Origin of the sequence: Stenotrophomonas sp. 1278 (assembly GCF_029892765.1) — a bacterium.
Classification (GTDB): Bacteria; Pseudomonadota; Gammaproteobacteria; order Xanthomonadales; family Xanthomonadaceae; genus Stenotrophomonas; species Stenotrophomonas indicatrix.
The window spans coordinates 267,003-288,670 of record NZ_JARXWD010000004.1 but is presented as its reverse complement, the minus strand read 5'-3'; the positions used below and the strand labels follow the sequence as shown (position 1 = coordinate 288,670).

Annotated in this window: 19 protein-coding genes; 15 read left to right on the top strand and 4 right to left on the bottom strand. The window is 68.3% G+C overall.

What is annotated here, in order from left to right:
• Positions 1-129 precede the first annotated feature (129 nt).
• A complete protein-coding gene (locus tag M2299_RS06650; protein ID WP_223487235.1) occupies positions 130-888 on the bottom strand; it encodes an ATP-binding cassette domain-containing protein in 759 nt (252 codons plus the stop codon).
• A gap of 215 nt (positions 889-1,103) precedes the next feature.
• Here M2299_RS06650 and M2299_RS06645 point away from each other — a divergent pair, with 215 nt between their 5' ends.
• The 7 genes from M2299_RS06645 to M2299_RS06615 all read left to right on the top strand — a co-directional run bounded on the left by M2299_RS06645 (position 1,104) and on the right by M2299_RS06615 (position 9,352).
• Complete coding sequence (locus M2299_RS06645; protein ID WP_100437190.1) at positions 1,104-2,306, top strand: fatty acid desaturase; 1,203 nt, start codon at positions 1,104-1,106, stop codon at positions 2,304-2,306.
• Complete coding sequence (locus M2299_RS06640) at positions 2,303-2,638, top strand: EF-hand domain-containing protein (protein ID WP_025875455.1); 336 nt, start codon at positions 2,303-2,305, stop codon at positions 2,636-2,638. The genes M2299_RS06645 and M2299_RS06640 overlap by 4 nt, the downstream gene beginning before the upstream one ends.
• Before the next feature lie 227 nt (positions 2,639-2,865).
• Entirely contained in the window at positions 2,866-3,684 is an 819-nt protein-coding gene (locus M2299_RS06635; RefSeq protein ID WP_099844542.1) for a hypothetical protein, read from the top strand.
• 82 nt (positions 3,685-3,766) lie between these two features.
• On the top strand, positions 3,767-4,579 hold the full coding sequence (gene mutM, locus M2299_RS06630) for a bifunctional DNA-formamidopyrimidine glycosylase/DNA-(apurinic or apyrimidinic site) lyase (RefSeq protein ID WP_025875451.1): 813 nt from the start codon (positions 3,767-3,769) through the stop codon (positions 4,577-4,579).
• 69 nt (positions 4,580-4,648) lie between these two features.
• Positions 4,649-5,215 (top strand): ECF-type sigma factor, encoded by a 567-nt coding sequence (locus M2299_RS06625; RefSeq protein ID WP_025875449.1) that lies wholly within the window; start codon positions 4,649-4,651, stop codon positions 5,213-5,215.
• Positions 5,216-5,233: 18 nt separating this feature from the next.
• On the top strand, positions 5,234-7,699 hold the full coding sequence (locus tag M2299_RS06620; protein ID WP_099844546.1) for a serine/threonine-protein kinase: 2,466 nt from the start codon (positions 5,234-5,236) through the stop codon (positions 7,697-7,699).
• Positions 7,700-7,747: 48 nt separating this feature from the next.
• On the top strand, positions 7,748-9,352 hold the full coding sequence (locus M2299_RS06615) for a glucan biosynthesis protein D (protein WP_223487106.1): 1,605 nt from the start codon (positions 7,748-7,750) through the stop codon (positions 9,350-9,352).
• Positions 9,353-9,389: 37 nt separating this feature from the next.
• On the opposite strand, the gene M2299_RS06610 is transcribed toward M2299_RS06615, so the two are convergent.
• Both M2299_RS06610 and M2299_RS06605 read right to left on the bottom strand, forming a co-directional pair.
• On the bottom strand, positions 9,390-10,109 hold the full coding sequence (locus M2299_RS06610) for a sel1 repeat family protein (protein WP_025875444.1): 720 nt from the start codon (positions 10,107-10,109) through the stop codon (positions 9,390-9,392).
• An 81-nt stretch (positions 10,110-10,190) separates the two neighbouring features.
• Entirely contained in the window at positions 10,191-10,811 is a 621-nt protein-coding gene (locus M2299_RS06605; RefSeq protein WP_025875442.1) for a thymidine kinase, read from the bottom strand.
• A 102-nt stretch (positions 10,812-10,913) separates the two neighbouring features.
• Between M2299_RS06605 and M2299_RS06600 the strand changes: the two genes are divergently transcribed.
• Together M2299_RS06600 and M2299_RS06595 are read left to right on the top strand one after the other, a co-directional pair.
• Entirely contained in the window at positions 10,914-12,890 is a 1,977-nt protein-coding gene (locus tag M2299_RS06600) for a UvrD-helicase domain-containing protein (protein ID WP_025875440.1), read from the top strand.
• 249 nt (positions 12,891-13,139) lie between these two features.
• Entirely contained in the window at positions 13,140-13,667 is a 528-nt protein-coding gene (locus M2299_RS06595; RefSeq protein ID WP_080150240.1) for a GNAT family N-acetyltransferase, read from the top strand.
• A gap of 103 nt (positions 13,668-13,770) precedes the next feature.
• Here M2299_RS06595 and M2299_RS06590 read toward each other — a convergent pair whose 3' ends face one another.
• Positions 13,771-14,421 (bottom strand): DUF480 domain-containing protein, encoded by a 651-nt coding sequence (locus M2299_RS06590; RefSeq protein WP_025875434.1) that lies wholly within the window; start codon positions 14,419-14,421, stop codon positions 13,771-13,773.
• Positions 14,422-14,521: 100 nt separating this feature from the next.
• Between M2299_RS06590 and M2299_RS06585 the strand changes: the two genes are divergently transcribed.
• From M2299_RS06585 to M2299_RS06560, 6 genes are all read left to right on the top strand, one after another.
• Positions 14,522-15,442, top strand: coding sequence for a 5'-nucleotidase, lipoprotein e(P4) family (locus M2299_RS06585; protein ID WP_025875432.1), 921 nt, complete (start codon positions 14,522-14,524; stop codon positions 15,440-15,442).
• On the top strand, positions 15,439-16,164 hold the full coding sequence (pyrF, locus tag M2299_RS06580; RefSeq protein ID WP_025875430.1) for an orotidine-5'-phosphate decarboxylase: 726 nt from the start codon (positions 15,439-15,441) through the stop codon (positions 16,162-16,164). The genes M2299_RS06585 and pyrF overlap by 4 nt, the downstream gene beginning before the upstream one ends.
• 57 nt (positions 16,165-16,221) lie before the next feature.
• On the top strand, positions 16,222-17,208 hold the full coding sequence (locus tag M2299_RS06575) for a serine protease (protein ID WP_280884084.1): 987 nt from the start codon (positions 16,222-16,224) through the stop codon (positions 17,206-17,208).
• A 316-nt stretch (positions 17,209-17,524) separates the two neighbouring features.
• The gene (locus tag M2299_RS06570; RefSeq protein WP_025875426.1) at positions 17,525-18,478 is read left to right on the top strand and encodes a hypothetical protein; all 954 of its coding nucleotides are present in this window, start codon (positions 17,525-17,527) and stop codon (positions 18,476-18,478) included.
• Positions 18,478-21,114: a glycerol-3-phosphate 1-O-acyltransferase PlsB gene (plsB, locus tag M2299_RS06565; RefSeq protein ID WP_025875424.1), complete on the top strand. Its 2,637-nt coding sequence runs from the start codon at positions 18,478-18,480 to the stop codon at positions 21,112-21,114. Before M2299_RS06570 ends, plsB begins: the two co-directional genes overlap by 1 nt.
• Entirely contained in the window at positions 21,111-21,461 is a 351-nt protein-coding gene (locus M2299_RS06560) for a hypothetical protein (protein ID WP_280884083.1), read from the top strand. The genes plsB and M2299_RS06560 overlap by 4 nt, the downstream gene beginning before the upstream one ends.
• The last annotated feature ends 207 nt before the right edge of the window (positions 21,462-21,668 follow it).

Here is a 21,668-nt window from a genome sequence, read left to right as displayed (position 1 = left end):
CATTGCACGGGGCCCCCCGCCGGGTGCCGCCCCCGCCGGGGTGGCCCCGCTGGGGGGGGGGGGGGGGGGGGGGGGGTTTTTTGGGGGGGGGGGGGGGGGCGGCCGGCCCGCCCCGCCACGGACGCGGCGTCACCCCGCGTACGCGGTCAGCCGTCCTTCCTGTTCCACCACCGTGATCGCGCCGCCGAACACGGCCGACAGCGGTTCGTCGCGCAGCAGCTCGGCGCGCGCTCCATCGGCCACTACGCGGCCGTCGCGCAGCAGCACCACCCGCTCGATCTCGGGAATCACTTCCTCGATGTGGTGAGTGACCAGCACCAGGGTGATGCCCTGCTGCGCAAGCACGCGCATGGTGGCGATCAACTGCTGCCGGGCGACCAGGTCCAGCCCGGTGGAGGGTTCATCCAGCAGCAGCGCCTGCGGCCGGTTGACCAGCGCGCGGGCGATCAGCACGCGGCGGGTCTCGCCGGCCGACAGTTCGGCGTAGGCACGCTCACGCAGGCCCGACGCACCGGTCATCGCCAGGGTCTCGCCCACCCGCATGCGCATATCGGCGGTGACCTCGCGGAAGGCCGGCACCATGTAGCTGGCGAAGAACCCCGACAGCACCGCCTGCTCCACCGTCAGCCCCGGCATGTCAGCCAGGTTGCTGCTGAGATCGCCAGTGACGATGCCAAGTTGGGAACGCAGCCGGTCGACCTGCCAGCGGTTCTGCCCCAGCACCTTCACCGCCACCGTGCCGTCGGCCTGCGCCAGCGGGTACAGCTCGCGGGTGATCAGCTTGATGAAGGTGGACTTGCCACAGCCATTGGGGCCGAGCAGGGCGGTGTGCTGGCCCTGCGCGATGCGCAGGCTCAGCCCGTGCAGGACCTTCACCTGGCCGCGCATCACGCTGGCGCGGTCCAGTTCGATCAAGGGCGGCAGGTCCCCGGCGGATGGGGCGGGGTCTACGGCGCGGATGCGCGGATCAAGGGTCGACAACACGGGTCCCCAACTGTGAACGAAGCCACGGAATGGCGCTGCCAATCCAGCGGTGCAAGGTGCAGTTTGCAACGCAAGCGCCCATGATGTCTTCCATACCTGTGTCGCTCTGGAGAGTCGCCATGCCTGATGCCCTGATGTCCCTGCTGACCGGTGGCGTACTGGGCCTGGGCTGGTGGCAGCTGGCCCTGGTGCTGCTGGTCTTCACCCAGCTCACGATCTTCTCGGTGACGCTCTACCTGCACCGCAGCCAGGCGCACCGGGGCGTGGACTTCCACCCGGTGGTCGCGCACTTCTTCCGCTTCTGGACCTGGCTGACCACCTCGATGATCACCAAGGAGTGGGTGGCGATCCATCGCAAGCACCACGCCAAGGTGGAAACCGAGGACGACCCGCACAGCCCGGTTACCCGCGGGATCGGTCAGGTGTTCTGGCGCGGCGTGGAGCTGTACCGCGAAGCACGCGGCATGCGTGAGGACATTGAACAGTACGGTCGCGGCACTCCGGACGACGCGATCGAGCGCCGCCTGTACACCCCGTATGCAACCCTCGGCCCGGTGCTGCTGTTTGCCATCAACACGGTGCTGTTCGGCCTGCCGGGCGTCGCCCTGTGGGCGATCCAGATGGCGTGGATCCCGTTCTGGGCCGCCGGCGTGGTCAATGGCCTGGGCCACTGGTGGGGCTATCGCAACTACGAGTCGGCCGACACCTCCACCAACCTGACGCCGTGGGCGTTCTGGATTGGTGGCGAGGAACTGCACAACAACCACCATGCGTTCCCCAGCTCGGCGCGCTTTGCGATGCGGCGCTGGGAATTCGACATCGGCTGGAGTGCGATCCGCCTGCTGCAGGCATTGCGCCTGGCCAAGGTCCTGCGTGTCGCGCCGGCCATGGACGTGCGCCCGAACATCGCCGTGCCCGACGCCGATACCCTGAAGGCACTGCTGTCGCATCGCTTCCAGGCGATGACCGACTACCAGCGCAACGTGTTCATGCCGGCATTGCGCGAGGAAGCGCGATACGCAGGGGCCAAGCTGCGCCGGTTGCTGCCGCGCCGGCTGCGCCGTGGCCTGGTCAACGACGGCCGCTGGTTGAAGCCGGACAGCCGCGCCCAGCTCAGCGAATGGGTCGCCCAGCGCCCGCGCATCCGCACCCTGGTGGAATACCGCGCACGCCTGGCGATGCTGCTGGAAGCACGCGGCCATGATGCCGCCGAGCGCCTGCGTCAACTGCAGGCCTGGTGCCGCGAGGCCGAGGAAAGTGGCATCGCCGCTCTGCAGGCCTATGCCGCGCGACTGAAGGGCTACACCCTGGTGGGCGGATGAGGGCTGCGCTGACGGCATTGCTGCTGGCCGCCGTGTGCGCACCTGCCGTGCAGGCCCAGGTCAGCGACACTGCCAGTTACCTGCAGCGCATGGACAGCGATGGCGACGGCAAGGTCAGTGAAGCCGAGTACCTGCAGTGGATGCTGTATGCCTTCGATCGCATGGACCGCAACGGCGATGGCGTGCTGACCGCCGACGAACTGCCCGGCGGCAAGGGCAGGGCCATCACCCGCGAACAGCAGCGGCAGGTGATCGTGCAGCGCTTCCACAAGCAGGACGCCAACGGTGACGGATTCCTGGATGCACGGGAACTGGCTGCACCGCCGCGCTGAGCGGCGCCAGTCGTAGCGTGCCCGGCTAAAGTTCGTCGGCGCGCTGCCGATGGTCTCTACGACTCGAACCCGGCGTACCGGTCGATCAGCAGAGACAGTGCGGGCTTGGCATGTCGACCGTGATGGAACGCGGTTGTGGGGACATGGAGGTTGGAGCAGTGCCGTTGCGATGATCGCTGCGCGTTGGGATCGCCCGCACTGACCTGACCGATGCCCAAGACCCCCCAATGAATGCCAAACCTACCCTTCTCACCGCCATTCTGCTTGGCGGCGTCGCCTGGTCTGCACCGGCACTGGCCGACGAGCCGGCTATAGCCGTGGCGGCCGACGCCGAACCGCAGCAGGCCTCGGATACCGCACCGGCAGCACCTGCCTGGGAACATCGGGTTCCGACCAGTACCAAACTGGAGACCAATGCCGATGGCCAGCCGATCGGCGACCGGACGCTGCGTCTGGTGCAGCGTTCCACCACCGGCAAGGTAATCGCAGCACAGGCTGCCGTATCGCTGTTCGCCGGTGTCATAGGCGGCAGCGGTTTCAGGAAGGACCAGCTGAAAGGTACCCGTGTGGACACCGTGCCGAACCCGGCCTTCAGTTCGATGGAGCAGCAGGCACGTGCGGCCTTGGCGGCCTACTTCAGCGCCCATCCCGGCGCCATCCCCGAGCAGTCGCGGCCGGTGCAGGTCACCGTGGGGGACTTCACCCTGATCTACAAGGAGCTCGGCAATGCCGGGACCGAATACGAACTGCGCCAGAACGTGGACCTGGGCTTTCCATACCGACGCAAGCTGCCGACCATGCGCCTGACCGGTGGCGAAGGCGCGCATTGCCGCATTGCCGAACCGGTCTCGGCGTCGCTGGAAGCGTGGCAGGCCGATGACTACGCGTTGGCGCGGCAGACTGCCGAGCGCTACGCCGAAGCGTGCGTGGCCAGCTTCGCCGCCACACTGCCGACCCTGTTCCCGGACGGCACCCCGGCGGCGACCGTGGCGCCGCCGCCAGAGGCCACCGACGCGGCCTCGGCCGAAGTGGGCCAGGACGCCTGATGGCGGCACGCCGCCGGGGTGCGTTGCACCCAGGCGGTGATGGCCGCGCTGCCCGCAGGGCAGGAGGGCATAGAATCGTCCCATGCCCGAACTGCCCGAAGTAGAAACCACCCGCCGTGGCCTGGCGCCACACCTGCAGGGCCGCCGCGTGCACGGGGTGATCCTGCGCCGTGCCGACCTGCGTTGGCCGATTCCACCGGAAGTGGCCGAGCTGCTGCCCGGCCAGCGCATCGAAGAGGTGCGCCGCCGCGCCAAGTACCTGCTGCTGGATACCGCCATCGGCAGCGCCGTGCTGCACCTGGGCATGTCCGGCAGCCTGCGCGTGCTGCCCGGCGACACCCCGTTGCGCGCGCATGACCATGTGGACATCAGCCTGGACAACGGCCGCCTGCTGCGTTTCAACGACCCGCGCCGCTTCGGCAGCCTGCTCTGGCAGCCGGCTGGCGAGATCCACCCGCTGCTGCAGGGGCTGGGCCCGGAGCCGCTGGACGACGCCTTCGACGGCGACTACCTGTTTGCCCGCAGCCGCGGCCGCAGCGCGCCGGTGAAGACCTTCCTGATGGACCAGGCGGTGGTGGTCGGGGTGGGCAACATCTACGCCGCCGAGAGCCTGTACAAGGCGGGGATCAGCCCGCTGCGCGAGGCCGGAAAGGTCACCCGCGAGCGCTATCGGCGGCTGGCCACGGCAGTGAAGGAAACGCTGGACTACGCCATCACCCGCGGTGGCACCACCCTGCGCGATTTCATCAGCCCCGACGGCGCGCCGGGCTACTTCGAGCAGGAGCTGCTGGTTTATGGCCGCGATGGCCTGCCGTGCCCCGGCTGCGGCCGCCCGCTCAAGCACGCCATGATCGGCCAGCGGGCAAGCGTGTGGTGCAGCCGCTGCCAGCGCTGAACGTCTTCATGCGCTGCACACGTGCAGCGCTATAGTCCAGCCGACATCCGCTGCGGGGGAGCGTTGGCGATGGACGAAGGCCCGGATATCACCGTATGGCTGGATGCTGCGCGCGGTGGCGACCGCGCCGCGCTCGACCGTGTGCTGACCACCCTGTACCAGGAACTGCACAGCATGGCCCGGCGGCAGCTGGCCGGGCAGCAGGGACGCACCCTGGATGCGACCTCGCTGGTCCACGAGTCCTACCTGAAACTGCTGGGCAGCCGCGGTGCGGCGCGCTTCGAGGATCGTGCGCACTTCTTCGCCTATGCGGCGTCGGCGATGCGCAGCGTGGTCGTCGATTACGCGCGCAACCGGCTGGCGCGCAAGCGCGGTGGCGACCTCAAGCGGGTGGCCGAGATTCCCGAGAACAGCAGCAGCGGCGTGCGCCTGGACGAGGATCTGCTGGCCCTCGATGTTGCATTGGAACGCCTGCAGGCCGTCGATGCGCACCTGGCCAAGGTGGTGGAGCTGCGCTACTTCGCCGGCTTGTCCGAACTGGAGATCGCCGAACTGAGCCAGCGCTCGGAGCGCAGCATCCGCCGCGACTGGCAGAAAGCGCGGCTGTTCCTGCTGGCCGCGATGCGCAGCGACTGAGTCGCCGCCACCCACATCATGGATACCGCCCGCTGGCAGCAATTGTCATCCTGGCTGGACCAGCTGCTGGAGCTGGCACCCGCCGCCCGCCAGCTGCGCCTGCAGCGCGTGAGCGCGCAGGACCCGACGCTGGGCCGCGAGCTGGAACGCCTGCTGCAGCAGGAAGCCGACAGCCACGAGTTCATGGCCCAGCCCTTGTGGACCGCTACGCCGCCAGGCCGCGCCGGAAGCGAGGTCGGGCCGTATCGGCTGCTGCATCCGCTCGGCGAAGGCGGCATGGGCGAGGTCTGGCTGGCCGAGCGCTGCGATGGCCTGTACCAGCGCCAGGTCGCACTGAAGCTGCTGCGCAGTGGCGTCGCCGATCCGGGCCTGCGCCAGCGCTTCGGCCGCGAGCGGCAGATCCTGGCCCGCCTGCAGCACCCGCACCTGGCACAGCTGCTGGACGCCGGGGTGGACCAACACGGGCAGCCCTACCTGGCGCTGGACTACGTGGAAGGCGAGCCGATCAGCGACTACTGCCGGCGCCTGCAACCGCCGCTGGAAACGCGGCTGCAGCTGATGCTGCAGGTCTGCGCGGTGGTCAGCCATGCGCATGCGAACCTGGTGGTGCACCGCGACCTGAAGCCCTCCAACATCCTGGTACGCGCCGATGGCACGGTGAAACTGCTCGACTTCGGCATCGCCAAGCTGCTCGACCACGACGATCCGAACGCGGCCCATCCGGCTACCGAAATCCGCGCGTTCACCCTGCACTACGCCGCGCCGGAGCAGGTGCGTGGCGAGGCGGTGACGACCCTGACCGATGTCTATTCGCTGGGCGTGGTGCTGTTCGAGGTGGTCACCGGGCACAAGCCCTATCGCCTGCGCCGGCACAGTGACGCGGAATGGGAGCGCTCGATCCTGGATGTGCAGGCACCGCGTGCCTCGGCGCTGCTGCAACGGCTGGCCGCCGAGCCGGGGGCACCGAGACGGGCGCTGCTGCGGCAGGCCAAGCGACTGCGTGGCGATCTGGACGTGCTGCTGGAAAAGGCCCTGCAGAAAGACCCGCAGCAGCGCTACACGTCGGCCGAAGCACTGGCCGGCGACCTGCGCCGCTACCTGCAGGGGCAGCCGATCCAGGCGCGTCCGCCGGGCGTGGGTTACCGGGTGCGAAAGTACGTGGGCCGCCATCGCTGGGGCGTGGCGCTGGCCGGGCTGGCCGCGCTGGCCCTGCTGGGGACCACGTCCTTCGCCCTGTGGCAGTTGCGCCAGGCGCGGGCGGAAATGGCGCGTGCGCAGGCCATGCAGGATTTCACTGTTGGCCTGTTCGACAAGGCGGCCAGCCAGCGCCACGGCCATTTCGACGTGCCGCAGTTGCTGGCCACCGGCCAGCAACGGGGCGAAGCCGAACTGGCTGACCAGCCGCTGGCGCTGGCCGAGCTGCAAGGGGTGATCGGCCGCCTGCGCATCGGCCTGGGCGACTACCAGCTGGCGCTGCAGACCCTGGACCAGCAGCGCCGGCTGCTGCAGGAGGTGGGCGAGGTGCCGCCGGCGCTGCAGATCGAGGCGGTTACCCAGCGCGGGCGCGCACTGCGCATGCTCGGTCGCGGACGCGAGTGCCTGGCGCACCTGCAGCCACTGCAACCGCTGGCGGCCAGCCAGGCGGCGGCATTGCCGGCGGCGGTGGCCGAGTTCCACAGCCAGCTTGGGCGTTGCCAGGCCCAACTGGGTGACGCCGATGCGGCGCGACGTTCGTTCCAGCAGGCGCTGGCGCTGCGCCACCAGGGGATGGTCGAGCGCTTCGGGCGTGCTGAATCACTGGCCGATCTGGCCGCCCTGGACGCCACCGCCGGACGCCTGCCGGCCGCGCTGGCGGGGTACCGGCAGGCGCTGGCCCTGCTCGGCCAACGCGCCGACGCCAGCAGCCCGCAGGTGATCAGCCTGCATCGCCAGCTGGGCGATGTGCTGGCCCGGCAGGGCGACACGCAGGCGGCAGCGGCCGAGCTGGAGCTGGCCTGGCAGGCGGCACAGGAGGCATGGGGACCGCGCCACCCGGAGGCACTGGTGGTCCGCCGTGCACGCGCGTTGCTGGCCCTGCAGCGTGGCCAGCACGCGCTGGCCGGCCAGGAACTGCGGCAGGTGCAGGCACAGCTGCTCGGCGCCCTGGGCCCGGACCATCGCGAGATCGGCTACGGCGAGTTCGCCCTGGGGAAATGGGCCAGCGCCAGCGGCGACGCCTCGGCGGCGGCAGCACACTATGCCCGTGCGGTGGCGATCTGGCGCCAACCGGATCACGTCGCTCTGCTGCCGCAGGCGCTGCTGGCACAAGGGCAGGTCCTGCAGCAGGCCGGCCAGATCGCGCAGGCCCGCACCGTGCTGGCCGAGGCACGACAGCTGCTGCTGGCCCAGCGCGGTCCGCAGGCACCGGCCCTGCACGAGCTTGATGCCCGCCTTGCGGCATTGGCGCAGGCTGAACAGGGTATCGAGTCCACCGCTGCCCGTTAACGTTTGTCTGCCTATGATGGCCGACCTTCCCTTTGCTCCCGCGCCTGCATGCAACGACGCGACTTCATCCGCAATGCCTCCCTGGCCCTGGCCGCCTTCGGCCTGCCGTCACTGCCGGCCTGTGCGGCCAGCAAGAGTGGCCAGCTTGGGCTGCGCCGGCTTGGCCAGCCGCAGCCGTTCGATTTCGCCACCCTGAAGGGCCAGGCGCGCGCGCTGGCACAGGCGCCCTACCAGAGCCACAAGCGGGTGCTGCCGGGCAAGCTGGAGGCGCTGGACTGGGATCAGTACCAGTCGATCGGCTACCGCCAGGACCATGCCCTGTGGGCCGACCAGCCGGGTAAGTTCCAGGCCAAGTTCTTCCACCTGGGTCTGTACTTCCATTCGCCCGTGCGCATGTACGACGTGGTCGACGGCAAGGCGCAGGAACTGGCCTATGACGGCGCCGCGTTCAACTACGGCAAGAGCGGGTTGAAGAATGGTGAGCTGCCGGCCGACCTCGGCTTTGCCGGGTTCCGGCTGAACACGCGCAAGGACACCGACCGCGATTTCGCCGCGTTCCTGGGTGCCAGCTACTTCCGCGCAGTGGGCAAGGAAGGCCAGTACGGACAGTCCGCGCGTGGCCTGGCCATCGACACCGGCATGGGCAAGCCGGAGGAATTCCCAGACTTCATCGCCTATTACCTGGAACAGCCTGCTGCCGACTCGGACACCATCATCGTCTATGCGCTGCTGGATTCGCCCAGCGTGGCCGGTGCCTACCGCTTCGCCGTCACCAACGGCGATGTGCTGCTGATGGACATCGACAGCGCGTTGTACCCGCGCAAAACCATCGAGCGGCTGGGCATCGCCCCGTGCACCAGCATGTACCAGGTAGGCGAGAACGACCGCCGCATGGGCTGGGACTGGCGCCCGGAGATCCACGATACCGACGGCCTGTCGCTGTGGACCGGCGCTGGTGAATGGATCTGGCGGCCGCTGGTCAACCCGCGCAACCTGCGCTTCAACATGTTCGTCGACCGCAACCCGCGTGGCTTCGGCCTGCTGCAGCGTGACCGCAACTTCGACCATTACCAGGACGACGGCGTGTTCTACGAGAAGCGTCCGTGCCTGTGGGTGGAGCCGAAGGGCGAATGGGGCGAGGGTTCGGTGCAGCTGGTGGAGATTCCCACCGTCGATGAAACCTTCGACAACATCGTGGCCTTCTGGAACCCGAAGGAAAAGCCGCAGCCGGGCCAGGAACTGCTGGTCGGCTACCGGCTGTACTGGGGCGCACAGCCGCCGGCGCATACGCCGCTGGCCCATTGCGTTGCCAGCCGCACCGGCCTGGGCGGGGTGATCGGCAAGAAGCGCGAGTACTTCTCGTGGCGCTTTGCGGTCGACTTTGAAGGCGGCGAACTGGCCAGCCTGATCGACAAGGCCGACGTCGAAGCCGTTGTCGAAACCAACCGTGGCCGGGTGGAGATCGTCTCGGCGCGGCCGCTGCGCGAGATCAAGGGTTACCGCGCGATGTTCGACCTGGTGCCGCCGGAGGGCAGCAGCGAGCAGATCGACATCCGCCTGTACCTGCGCAGTGGCGGCAAGACCCTCACCGAAACCTGGCTGTACCAGTACACCCCGCCGCCGGCTGGTGCGCCGGAGCGCACGCTGTACTGAGTGATGCAGGGTGCCGGCTTGCTGCCGGCACCTTGGGTTACGGCTTGCCCTCGGTTGCCGCTGGAGGTGGCGTCTGGGTCGGCAGGCCGACTTCCACGGTGCCGCGACGTATTTTCATCCAGTTCTCGTCCTGCCAGCGCTGATAGCGGTCTGGATCCCAGTACGTGGGATCGTAGAGGCGGTCGGCTTTGATGGTTCGGCTCACGCCTCCATCCATGTAGACGATGTCGACGTTGTTGGACAGTGAGCCGGTCCGGCTCCCGGTCATCGCACGCTTGCCCCGCTGCAGCTCCGCGGCCAGGCGTGGGCGAGCCGCTGCATCGCCGTACTCATCGCGCAGCCGCAGCGCCTGCGCTCGTGCGATATCGTGCTGTTCCAACGGCAGTGCTGCCCAGTACTTGTCGCGCAGCTCGAGCATCAACGGGTATCCGCGCTCGGCCGCGACATCCATCCACGCAAAGGCCATGACCGGGTCGGCAGCACGTTTGACACCGTACCAGTACATCTCGCCCAGCAGCCCCTGCGCAGGCTTGTCGGCGTAGCGGGCAGCCTTGCGGAAGTTGTCCATCGCCGCTTCGGCGTCGCCGCGTTGCAGCGCATCCATGCCCCACTGCCGGAACTTCATGTCTGGATGCCCGTCCAGGAATCCGGCGCCAAGCAGTGCCGCATCATCCAGCGGAGCGGCGGGCCCCTGGCCGGAGGCGACGGCAAGTACAGGCAGGAACAACAGGGGAATCAACAGCAGGGCGGAACGCATGGCGGACTTCCAGTTCGGCAGCAGACGTTGCCGCAGCCTAGGCAGGTAGCCGTCCACTTGTAAACGGCTGGATGCCATGCCCTACAGCGGCAGCGGTGCCTGCGCCGGATCGATCCGCCCCTCGCCACGGGTGATCTTCTTGAACTCGGCGCGGCTGACCGACACGTAGCGCTCGTTGCCGCCGATCTCCACCTGCGGGCCGTCCTGCACGGCATGGCCATGTTCGTCCACGCGCACGGTCATGGTCGCCTTCTTGCCACTGTGGCAGATCGTCTTGATCTCCTGCATCTCGTCGGCCCAGGCCAGCAGGTACTGGCTGCCCTCGAACAGCTCGCCGCGGAAATCGGTGCGCAGGCCGTAGCACAGCACCGGGATGCGCAGCTGGTCGACCACTTCGCTGAGCTGCCAGACTTGGCTGCGGCTGAGGAACTGCGCCTCGTCCACCAGCACGCAGCCCAGCGGCCCGTTGGCCTGCAGATCCTGGCTGACCCACTGCTGCAGGTCGGTGTCGCGTTCGAAGGCCATGCCGTCGGCGCGCAGGCCGATCCGCGAAGCGACCACGCCCGCGCCGGCACGGTCGTCCAGGCGCGGGGTCAGGATCGCCACGCGCATGCCGCGCTCGCGGTAGTTGTGCGCGCTCTGCAGCAGGGTGGTGGTCTTGCCGGCGTTCATCGCCGAATAGTAGAAATAGAGCTTGGCCATCGGCCGATTGTACGACGCCACCCGGCGCCGGCCGAAGCCGTTCAGCAAGCCCACCGGCCGGCGGCTGTGGCCGCCACCAACGCCCGCTACAATCGCACCCCAATGCACGGTCTCAATCCCCCCCAAGCTGCCGCCGTCCTCCACATCGAAGGACCGCTGCTGGTGCTCGCCGGCGCCGGCAGCGGCAAGACGCGCGTGATCGTGGAAAAGATCGCCCACCTGATCGGCTGTGGCCGCTACCCGGCCAAGCGCATCGCCGCGATCACCTTCACCAACAAGTCGGCCAAGGAAATGCGCGAGCGCGTGGCCAAGCGCCTGCGCGAGCAGGATGCTGATGAAGTGACCATCTGCACCTTCCATGCGCTGGGCCTGAAGTTCCTGCAGATCGAGCATGCCGCCGTCGGGCTCAAGCGCGGTTTCTCGATCTTCGATGCCGATGACGCGGCCGCGCAGATCAAGGACCTGATGTACGGCGCCAAGCCGGACGACATCGAGGACATGAAGAACCTGGTGTCGCGCGCCAAGAACGCCGGCCTGTCGCCGGAGCAGGCGATGGCCGCTGCGCGCAGCAACCGCGAGAAGGAAGCGGCCGGCATCTACGAGCGCTACCAGTTGCGCCTGAGCGCGTTCAACGCAGTGGACTTCGACGACCTGATCCGGTTGCCGGTGCAGATCCTGGAAGAGAACCCGGAGATCGCGCTGGCCTGGCGCGAGCGCATCGGCTACCTGCTGGTCGACGAATGCCAGGACACCAACGATGCGCAGTACCGCCTGCTCAAGCAGCTGGCCGGTGACAAGGGCAACTTCACCTGCGTGGGCGATGACGACCAGTCGATCTACGCCTGGCGCGGTGCCAACCCGGAAAACCTGCAGCAGATGGGGCGCGATTACCCGGCGCTGGAAATCATCAAGCTGGAGCAGAACTACCGGTGTTCCAACCGCGTGCTGCGCGCGGCCAACGCGCTGATCGCCAACAATCCGCACGAACACCTGAAGAAGCTGTGGAGCGACCAGGCCGACGGCGAGCGCATCCGTGTGTGGGAGTGCCGCAACAGCGAACACGAGGCCGAGAAGGTCGCCGCCGAGATCGCCTTCGTAGCGCAGACGCGCAACGTGCCGTGGAGCGATTTCTGCATCCTGTTCCGCGGCAACTTCCAGTCGCGGCCGCTGGAAAAGGCCATGCAGCTGCTGCGCATCCCCTACCACCTGACCGGCGGCACCATGTTCCTGGAGCGCCAGGAAGTGAAGGACACGCTGGCCTGGCTGCGGCTGCTGGTGAACCCGGACGACGACACCGCGTTCCTGCGTGCGGTGCAGTCGCCCAAGCGCGAAGTCGGCGCCGGCACCCTGGCCAAGCTGGCCGAACTGGCCTCGGAAAAGGACATGCCGATGGCGCAGGCCGCCGAGGCGATCGGCGCGTTGCAGCAGCTGCCACCGCGCGCGGCCAACAGCCTGGCGCGCTTCACCGACATCCTGCGTGACCTGCGCGCGCAAACGCGGCAGATCAGCTCCGGCGACATGATCCGCAAGGTCGCCAAGGAATCGGGCCTGCTCAGCGAGCTGCGGCAGCAGGCCAAGGAAGAAGCCAGCTACCAGCGTCGCGCCAACAACATCGAAGAACTGGCGCAGTGGTTCGAGGGTGGCCCGCGTGGTGCCACCGCGGCCGATCTGGCCGGCCAGCTGGCGCTGTTGTCGCGCAGTGACAAGGACGAGGGCGGAAACCAGGTGCGGATGATGACCATGCACGCCTCCAAGGGCCTGGAATTCCCCTACGTGTTCATCGTCGGCTGCGAGGACGGCGTGCTGCCGCACCAGGTCAGCCTGGACGAGGGCAATCTGCAGGAAGAGCGGCGCCTGCTGTATGTGGGCATCACCCGCGCCAAGATCCAGCTGTGGATGAGCTACAGCAAGCTGACCCGCAAGTTCGGCGAGCACGTGCGGCTGAAGCCGAGCCGCTTCTTCGAGGAGATCCCGGCCGAGGAGATCCAGCGCGATGGCGCTGATCCGGTGGCGGATGCGGCGCGCAAGAAGGAGCGGGCGACGGCGGGGTTGGCGGCGATCGAGGCGTTGTTCGACTGAGGCGCTCCAACGGCGCCGCCCCTCCGTGGTGGAGCGCGCGTTGGCTACGCGGTGTGGCTTCGCGGGGGACGCCGTGAACCCGTCCCTGGGGGCTTAGCCGCGCCATCCATGGCGCGGATACCCCCGCGAACCCACCCCGACCGGCCTCTGTCAGATTCCGGGCGCGTCCTGCCACGGCAATGCAAAGAAAATCAAAATCAACAACCGGGGGCTGAGGCACAATCGGGGTCTCTGGCTGGAGACCTGTCCGTGCACCCGATTGAAAGCGAACGCCTGCGCCTGCGGGCCATTGAACCGGACCGCGATGCGGCACCGATGCTGGCCCTGCTCAATGATCCGGGCTTCGTGCGATTCATTGGTGACCGCAACGTGCGTGACGAAGCGCAGGCGCGCGAGTACATCGCCCTGCGTGTGCTGCAGAGTTATGCGTTGAATGGCTTCGGCATGTATGCGATCGAGCGGCTGTCCGATGGTGCGTGGCTGGGCAACGCCGGGCTGGTGCGCCGCGAGGGGTTGCCGGCACCGGATATCGGCTACGCGGTGCTGTCCGCATACGCGGGGCAGGGCTATGCCAGCGAGGCGGCACGGGCGGTGTTCAATCACGCGCGCACGGCGCTGGGCCTGCTGGATCTCTACGGCATCACCGATCTGGACAACGTCGCCTCGGCGAAGGTGCTGCTGGGCCTGGGCATGCACGAGCGCGGGGTCATCCAGCTGCCGGGCATCGAAACACCCAGCCGGCTGTTCGCCACCTTGGGTGCGGCCGACGTCGGGTAGTGCCGGCCGCTGGCCGGCAACCTGACCATGCCTGGATGCCGGCCAGCGACCGGCACTACCGGGTGCAGCTGCGGTGGCGCCGGGCCATGCCCGGCGGGCTGTTTCAGCCGCGCAGCCCGGCCAGCTGTGCCTGCAGCTCGGCCACTGCCGCTTCCAGCTGCGCCACGCGCTCGGCCAGGCCGGGGTCGGCCGGCTCGGCGCCGCCGCCACTGCTGGCGTACTTCGCTGCCAATGCCGCGCCGTCCACTTCACCGCACAGCAGGTGCATGTAGCGGTCTTCGCGCTGGCCGCTGGCGCGCGGCAGCACCACCAGCAGGGCACGCTGCTGCAGGCGCTCGATGGCGTGGCGGGCTTCGTCGGCATCGGCGAAGCGGTGCAGGCGCTCGGCGCGGGTGACCAGTTCGCCCAGGGTCTGCGGCCCGCGCAGCAGCAGCAGGGCCAGCAGCACGGTCTGCTGCCGGGTCAGGTCCAGCGCGCTCTGCAGGCGGTGCTCGTAACGGTCGGCGCGCGAGGAGAAGTGCTGGCGCGCCAGGCCCAGGGTCTCCAGCTGGCGCAGTGCATGCTCCACGCTGCCGGCGCTCACGTTCATCACCGGCTCGCGGGCGGTCTTCTGGTTGGCCGCCGATTGCGCGGCGTTGACGGTCAGCGGGTAGGTGTCCGGGGTGGTGGCTTCCTTCTCCACCAGGCAGCCCAGCAGGCGCGCCTGTACGGCATCCAGCAGCGGAACGTCGGGGGTCTGGGCAGGGTCGGTCATGGCGGCTTCCGGAAGACAACGTGTCAACCGCCAAGCATAGCCGTCCCGGCGGCGCCTTTGCCGGTAAAATGGGCCGGTATATCTGATTGCCGGTGAATCCATGCGTCGTCCCGTTTCCTTGTCCCTGACCCTGCTCGCCACTGCGGTGCTGGGCCTGTCCGCCTGCAAGCGCGTGGAAGCGCCTGCCGAAGCCGCCACCCCGCAAGCCCCGGCCGCCGCCGCCAAGGCCGACGGTGCCCTCGACGCGACCGCCAACGACAACCTCAATGCCGTGCTGTGGATGCAGCGCGCGCAGGAATACAGGGCGATCACCGAGCAGACCTACCGTGCCGCCGCTGACCATCTGGACGTTGCGCTGAAGGAAGCCCACTGGGACGCGCTGGTGCCGGAAGAGCGCGGCAACGAGGCCAAGGGCCTGAAGCCGGCCGTGGTGCTGGACGTGGACGAGACCGTGCTGGACAACTCGCCTTACCAGGCGCGCCTGGTGCGTGACGGCAAGGAATACGACGAACTCAGCTGGGACCAGTGGGTGGCCGAAAAGAAGGCCAAGGCCATTCCCGGCGTGGTCGATTTCGCCAAGGCTGCCAATGCCAAGGGCGTGACCCTGCTGTACATCTCCAACCGCGCCGTGCACCTGAAGGACGCGACCCTGGCCAACCTGCGCGAGCAGGGCCTGCCGGTGGCCGATGACAGCGTGTTCCTCGGTCTGGGCACCGTGGTTGAAGGGTGCGAGCAGGCCGGCAGCGAGAAGAACTGCCGCCGCCGCCTGGCCGGGCAGAAGTACCGCGTGCTGATGCAGTTCGGCGACCAGCTGGGTGACTTCGTGGAAGTGACCGCCAACACCAACGATGGCCGCGACGCGCTGCTGCAGCAGTATCACGACTGGTTCGGCGAGCGCTGGTGGATGCTGCCGAACCCGACCTACGGCGGCTTCGAGCCGGCGCAGTTCAACAACGATTACGCGCAGTCGCGGCAGGCCCGTCATGACGCCAAGCGTGCCGCGCTGGACTACGCGCCGTGAGCCGCGCCCCGCTGCCGCTGCGTGACGACGAGCGCCTGATCTTCGCGCTGGACGTGCCTGACCGTGTGCAGGCGCTGGCATGGGTCGACCGCCTTGGCGACAGCGTGGCGTTCTACAAGATCGGCATGGAACTGCTCGCCTCCGGTGAGTACTTCCAGGTGCTGGACGAACTGGCCCGCCGCGACAAGCGCGTGTTCGTCGACCTGAAGTTCTTCGACATCCCGGCCACCGCTGCGGCGGTGATCAAGCGCCTGGCGCAGTGGCCGGTCAGCTACGCCACCATCCACGGCTGGCACCCGGCGATGATGGAGGCCTGCGCGGCCGCCAACAGCGGCGACATGCGCCTGCTGGCGGTGACCGTGCTGACCTCGATGGGCCGCCCGGACCTGGCGCAGATGGGCATCGACCGCGAGCCGGTGGAGGTCGTGGTCGAACGCGCGCTGGCCGCGCAGGCCGCTGGCATCGACGGCGTGATCGCCTCTGGCCAGGAAGCCGGCCCGATCCGCGCCGCGACCGGCGCCGGTTTTTCGATCGTCTGCCCGGGCATCCGTCCCGGTGGCCCGGTCGGCGATGACCAGAAGCGCACGGTGGGTGTGGCGCAGGCGTTTGCCGATGGTGCCGATGCCATCGTGGTCGGTCGTCCGATCCGCCATGCGTCCGATCCGCAGGCTGCAGCACGGGCGATCCAGCAGGAAATCGCGACGGCTCTGGCCGCGCGCTGAGCCCCGCCCCGACGGCGGTCACGCCGGCACCACGAGCGCCATCCCGTCGAATGCGGGATGGCGTTCGCATTTGTGCCTGTTGCTCTGACGCACCCGACCCCAGCCGGGAAAACTGTGCGCCGCATCGCGCTGTGCGCGCGGAGCGCCCTCTATCAATCGATGCACCAGCACGGACCGCGGCCGTGCCGGTACCAACCATCGATAGAGGAATACACGGATATGTATCGCAGCACCTCTTTGTTGTTCGGCGGCCTGTTGGCGGCGGCCATCGTCTTTCCCTCCACGGCTGCACCCCAACCCCGCGAAGCACCGCGCATCATCGGCGGCGAGGATGCCAAGCCGGGCGACTACCCGTTCATGGTCAGCCTGCAGGGCATCTCCTACGGCCACACCGACCACACCCGGCACTTCTGCGGCGGCACGCTCATCTCACCGTCCTGGGTGCTTACCGCCGCGCACTGCGTGCAGGGCAATTCGCCCGCCTCGATCGCGGTACTCGGCAATGTCACCAGGCTGTCCACCGAACCGTCCGCGCATGCATCCAACGTCAAGGCCATCCACATGCACCCGGCGTTCAACAGCGGCAACACGCTGGAACATGATGTTGCCCTGATCCAGCTCAGCGCACCGTTGGCCGATGCGCAGCCGGTCGCGCTGCGGTTGCGGCCCGATGCCAGCTATCTCAAGCCAGGCCGGGAGTTCACGGTGATCGGCTGGGGCGACACCGACATCAGTGAAGAACGGCTCTATCCTACCCAGCTGCAGACGGTGCAGACCCCGTTCGTGCCTTTCGCCGAATGCCAGCAGGCCTACGGAGGGGAGCTCGCACGCGGCAAGGTCATCTGCGCCGGCCGCGAAGGGATCGACAGCTGCCAGGGTGACTCCGGTGGTCCGCTGCTGCTGCGCCTTCGCGGGGGCTGGACCCAGTTCGGTGTTGTCAGCTGGGGCGAAGGCTGCGCGTTGGCCGGCCACCCCGGCGTTTATGCCCGAATCGCCGAAAAACATGCCGTAGATTTCATTGAAGCAGTCTGGCAACGTGATTGATCCAATAAAATCAATGAGTTGAATGACATTTCATCATGCATTGCGTTAACTTTGCGGGCAGCGTAGGATCGCCGCCATCCGGTCTTCGGGCCGGACATGCGCCACAACACTGTCCACCGGCCTTGCGCCGGTTTGAAGAGCCTGCGATCCCTGTGGTCCGGGCTCTTTTTTTATCCGCCGGGTGCGGCAAGGGCCCATCGGCGCGGGGCGTGGATCCACCGCGCAGTGCGCGCCATGGCAGAAACCGTGACGCCCCGGCTTGCCGCTGTCACGTCGCAGGCCGCAAGATGCGGACCGGTCCGGGGAGTCCGATTGCATGAGCGTGGTAATGCGAGGAAGGTCTGCGCGGGGATGGGGGCTGGCGGCCATGCTGCTGCTGGCCATCGCCGCGTGCCGTGAATCCGGCAGTGATCCGGCCGCCGCGCCGGCCGAACCTGTCGCTGCAGTACAGGCGATGGCGCAACGGCTGGCCGAGGACGACCTGGTCGGCTATGCAAAGCTGTCGGTGCCCCCCAGCCAGTACCAGCGCCTGCAGCAGGCCTGGGCCGACGGCCACAGCCAGTGGCCGCTGACCGGACTGCCGCTGGGCGACCAGCTGCTGCCGATGCTGGCGGCGCTGCGTGAGCCCGGCGCCAGCGTGCAGCTGCAGCGCAGTTTCGACCGCCAGCTGGCCGGCCAGGCCCGCGCCGTGCGCCAGGCCGCGCAGTCGATGGGCAACTTCGGTGTGCAGTACCTGCGGCACCAGAAGGGCTATACGCCCGGCCAGCAGGCGCACTACATCCAGCTGGTGCAGACCCTGGCCGCCTGGGCGCAGGATGCCCCGATCAGCGACCGCGCCAGAGCCCGCAGCAGCATCGCCGCCCTCGTCGGCGCCGCCGCCCAGGTGGGTTTCCAGGACGATGCCGGTCTGCAGGCCGCAGGCATGGAAGGCAGCCTGCAGCAGCTGGCGCCGTTCATCCACACGCTGAAGGCGGTGCTGGCCAGCTATGGCCTGGGTGTGGACGAGGCGCTGCGCAGCGTGCGCGGTGAGCTGCTGTCGGTGGAGGGCGACAATGCTCTGGTGCGCCTGCAGTACGAGCTCGCCGGCCGCGCGATGACCGTGCAGGTGCCGCTGAGCCGGCGCGAGGGCCACTGGTACCTGACCCGCACCCTGGCCGATACCGATGCCCTGTTGCGGCAGGCCGATGCGGCGCGCGCCGCCGCCGCTCCGGACCCTGTGCCCGCCCCGACAACCGATGGGGAAGCGGCAACGCCATCGGCTAAGCCATAATGACGTCGATGTCGAAACAGAACCCGCTGCCGTTCCCCGGCGAAGAATCCCAGCCGACGCCCGCCGACACGGCGCCGGCGTCCCCCTCGACCGACGCCGGCACGCCGCCGGCGGCGACGCCTGTGCACGCGCGTCCTGCCGGCCGCCGCCCGCTGTGGGCGCGCCTGCTCGGGCGCCTGGTGGAACCCTGGCTGTCGCTGAAGATCGAGCCGGAAGACCCGGGCCAGTACAACGATGGCCGCCCGGTCATGTACGTGCTGGAAGACTACGGCCTGTCCAACGCGCTGATCCTGGACAAGGCCTGCCGCCAGGCTGGCCTGCCCTCGCCGCTGGTACCGCTGGCCGGTGACCCCACCGGCCGCAAGCGCGCCTACCTGGCCCTGTCGCGGCGCAGCTCGAGCAACTCGCTGATTCCCGAGCAGCGCGGCGCCAAGACCCATTCCGATTCGCTGGCCAAGGTCCTGCAGGCCCATCGCGTGCGCGACGACCTGGATGTGCACCTGGTACCGGTGTCGATCTTCGTCGGCCGCGCCCCGGACAAGCAGAGCGGCTGGTTCGCCGTGCTGTTCTCGGAAAACTGGGCGCTGGTAGGCCGCTTCCGCCGCCTGCTCGGCCTGCTGCTGAACGGCCGCAACACCATCGTCCGCTTCGCACCGCCGATCTCGCTGCGCAGCACCGTCGACGAGGGCCTGGAGCCCGAGCGTACGGTGCGCAAGCTGCAGCGCGTGCTGCGTACCCATTTCCGCCGCATCCGCGAGTCGGTGATCGGTCCTGACCTGTCGACCCGGCGCCTGCTGGTGGACCAGGTGCTGGCCGCCGAGACGGTGCGCGAGGCGATCGCCTCGCAGGCCAAGCGCGACAACAGCAAAACCAGCGATGCCTGGAAGAAGGCGCACGCCTACGCCTGGGAAATCGCCGCGGACTATTCCAGCCCGGTGGTGCGCTCGGCCAGCTTCATGCTCAGCCATGTGTGGAACCGCATCTACGCCGGCGTGCTGGTGCACCACCTGGACAAGTTCAAGGCCGCAGCGCCGGGCCACGAAGTGGTCTACGTGCCCAGCCACCGCAGCCACATGGACTACCTGCTGCTGTCCTACCTGCTGTACGACCGCGGCATCGTGCCGCCGCACATCGTGGCCGGCATCAACCTGAACCTGCCGGTGGTGGGCACCCTGCTGCGCAAGGGCGGTGCGTTCTTCATCCGCCGCTCGATCCGCGGCAACGCGCTGTATTCGGCGGTGCTGAGCGAGTACGTGGCGCAGCTGGTCGCCGGCGGCTATTCCATCGAGTACTTCGTCGAGGGCGGGCGCTCGCGTACCGGCCGGTTGCTGCAGCCCAAGGGCGGCATGATCTCGATGACCCTGCGCGCGTTCCTGCGCCAGCCGCGCAAGCCGGTGCTGTTCCAGCCCATCTACATCGGCTACGAGAAGCTGATGGAGGGCGGCAGCTACCTGGATGAACTGTCCGGGCGGCCCAAGGAGAAGGAATCGATCTGGCAGCTGCTGTGGGGCATCCCCAAGGTGCTCAAGCAGAACTACGGCCAGGTGGTGGTGAACTTCGGCGAACCCATCGCGCTGAACGATGTGCTGGCCGAGAAGGCTCCGGAGTGGGGTGGCGAGGCGGTGTCCGAGGACGAGAAGCCCTCGTGGCTGTCGACCACCGTCGACACCCTGGCCGAGCGCATCCAGGTGCGCATCAACGGCGCGGCCGACGTCAATCCGATCAACCTGCTGGCGCTGGCCCTGCTGTCCACGCCCAAGCATGCGATGGGCGAGGCCGACCTGATCGCGCAGATCGAGCTGTGCAAGACCCTGCTGGTGGAGATGCCGTATTCGGGCCGGGTGACGGTGACTCCGCACTCTCCGGAGCGGATCATCGCCCACGCCGAAGAGATCAACGTCCTCACCCGCATCAAGCACCCACTGGGCGACGTGCTCAGCGTCAGCGGCGATACCGCGGTGCTGCTGAGCTACTTCCGCAACAACGTGGTGCACCTGTTCACCGCATCGTCGTGGGTGGCCTGCTGCTTCCAGAACAACCGCCGCATGAGCCGCACCGGCTTGGTGCAGCTGGGCCGCACGGTGTACCCGTTCCTGCAGGCCGAACTGTTCCTGCCGTGGACCGAGGACGAGTTCGCCCAGCGCATCGACCAGACCATCGACGTGTTCGTGCGTGAGGGCCTGCTGCAGAACGTCAACGAAGACGACGGTGGCATCCTTGCCCGCAACACCGGGCAGACCGACGAAGTGTTCCGCCTGCGCGCGATCGGCCACTCGCTGCAGCAGGCATTCGAGCGCTACTACATCGCCATTTCGGTGCTGGTGAAGAACGGCCCGGGCACGCTCGGCGCCGCCGAGCTGGAAAGCCTGTGCCAGCAGGCCGCACAGCGCCTGAGCCTGCTCTATGCACCGGCCGCGCCGGAGTTCTTCGACAAGTCGCTGTTCCGCGGCTTCATCCAGAAGCTGCGCGAGCTGCGCCTGGTGTGGCCGGACGAGAACAGCAAGCTGCTGTTCGACGAGCGCCTGGACGCCTGGGCCAAGGATGCCAAGTTCATCCTCGGCCGCGAACTGCGCCACACCATCGAACGGGTCAGCCCGGAAGCGGCGCGCCCGGACGAACCGGCACCGCAGGATTGAACCTGCGGCGACTGTCGGGCCTGGCCGCGTTGATCGCGGCCGGAGGCCTTGCGGCTACTTCGGCGCAGGCTGCAGAAGCCTGCGTGGACGACAACCTGCCCGGGCGCCTGGCCGATGCGCCGGTGCGCCTGTGTATCGAGGCCAGGCAACCGGTGCGCTACCGCTTGTGGTTGGCCGGCGAGGTGCGCATCAGCGGTGATGAATCCGCCGCTCGCCAGGGTCTTGCCGGTGACTGGTACGGGCACCCGCTGGGCCTGCGCTGTTCCGGTGCCGACAACGTGCGCCGCTGCGACCTGACCGTGGACGGTGAGGCGGCCTGGAGTGCGGAGCTGGCGCTGCCGCGTTGATGCAGGGCCCCATCCACGCATGGCGTGGATCTACCGGGACATCCCGGCATGGCGTGGATCCATGTGTTTCCGGGTCGCCCCATCCACGCATGGCGTGGATCTACCGGGACTTCCCGGCATGGCGTGGATCCATAGGCTGCCGCTGTGCCATCGGCGTTCGGGGCGGCGTAGGCCAGTAGATCCACGCCATGCGTGGATGGGCCACCG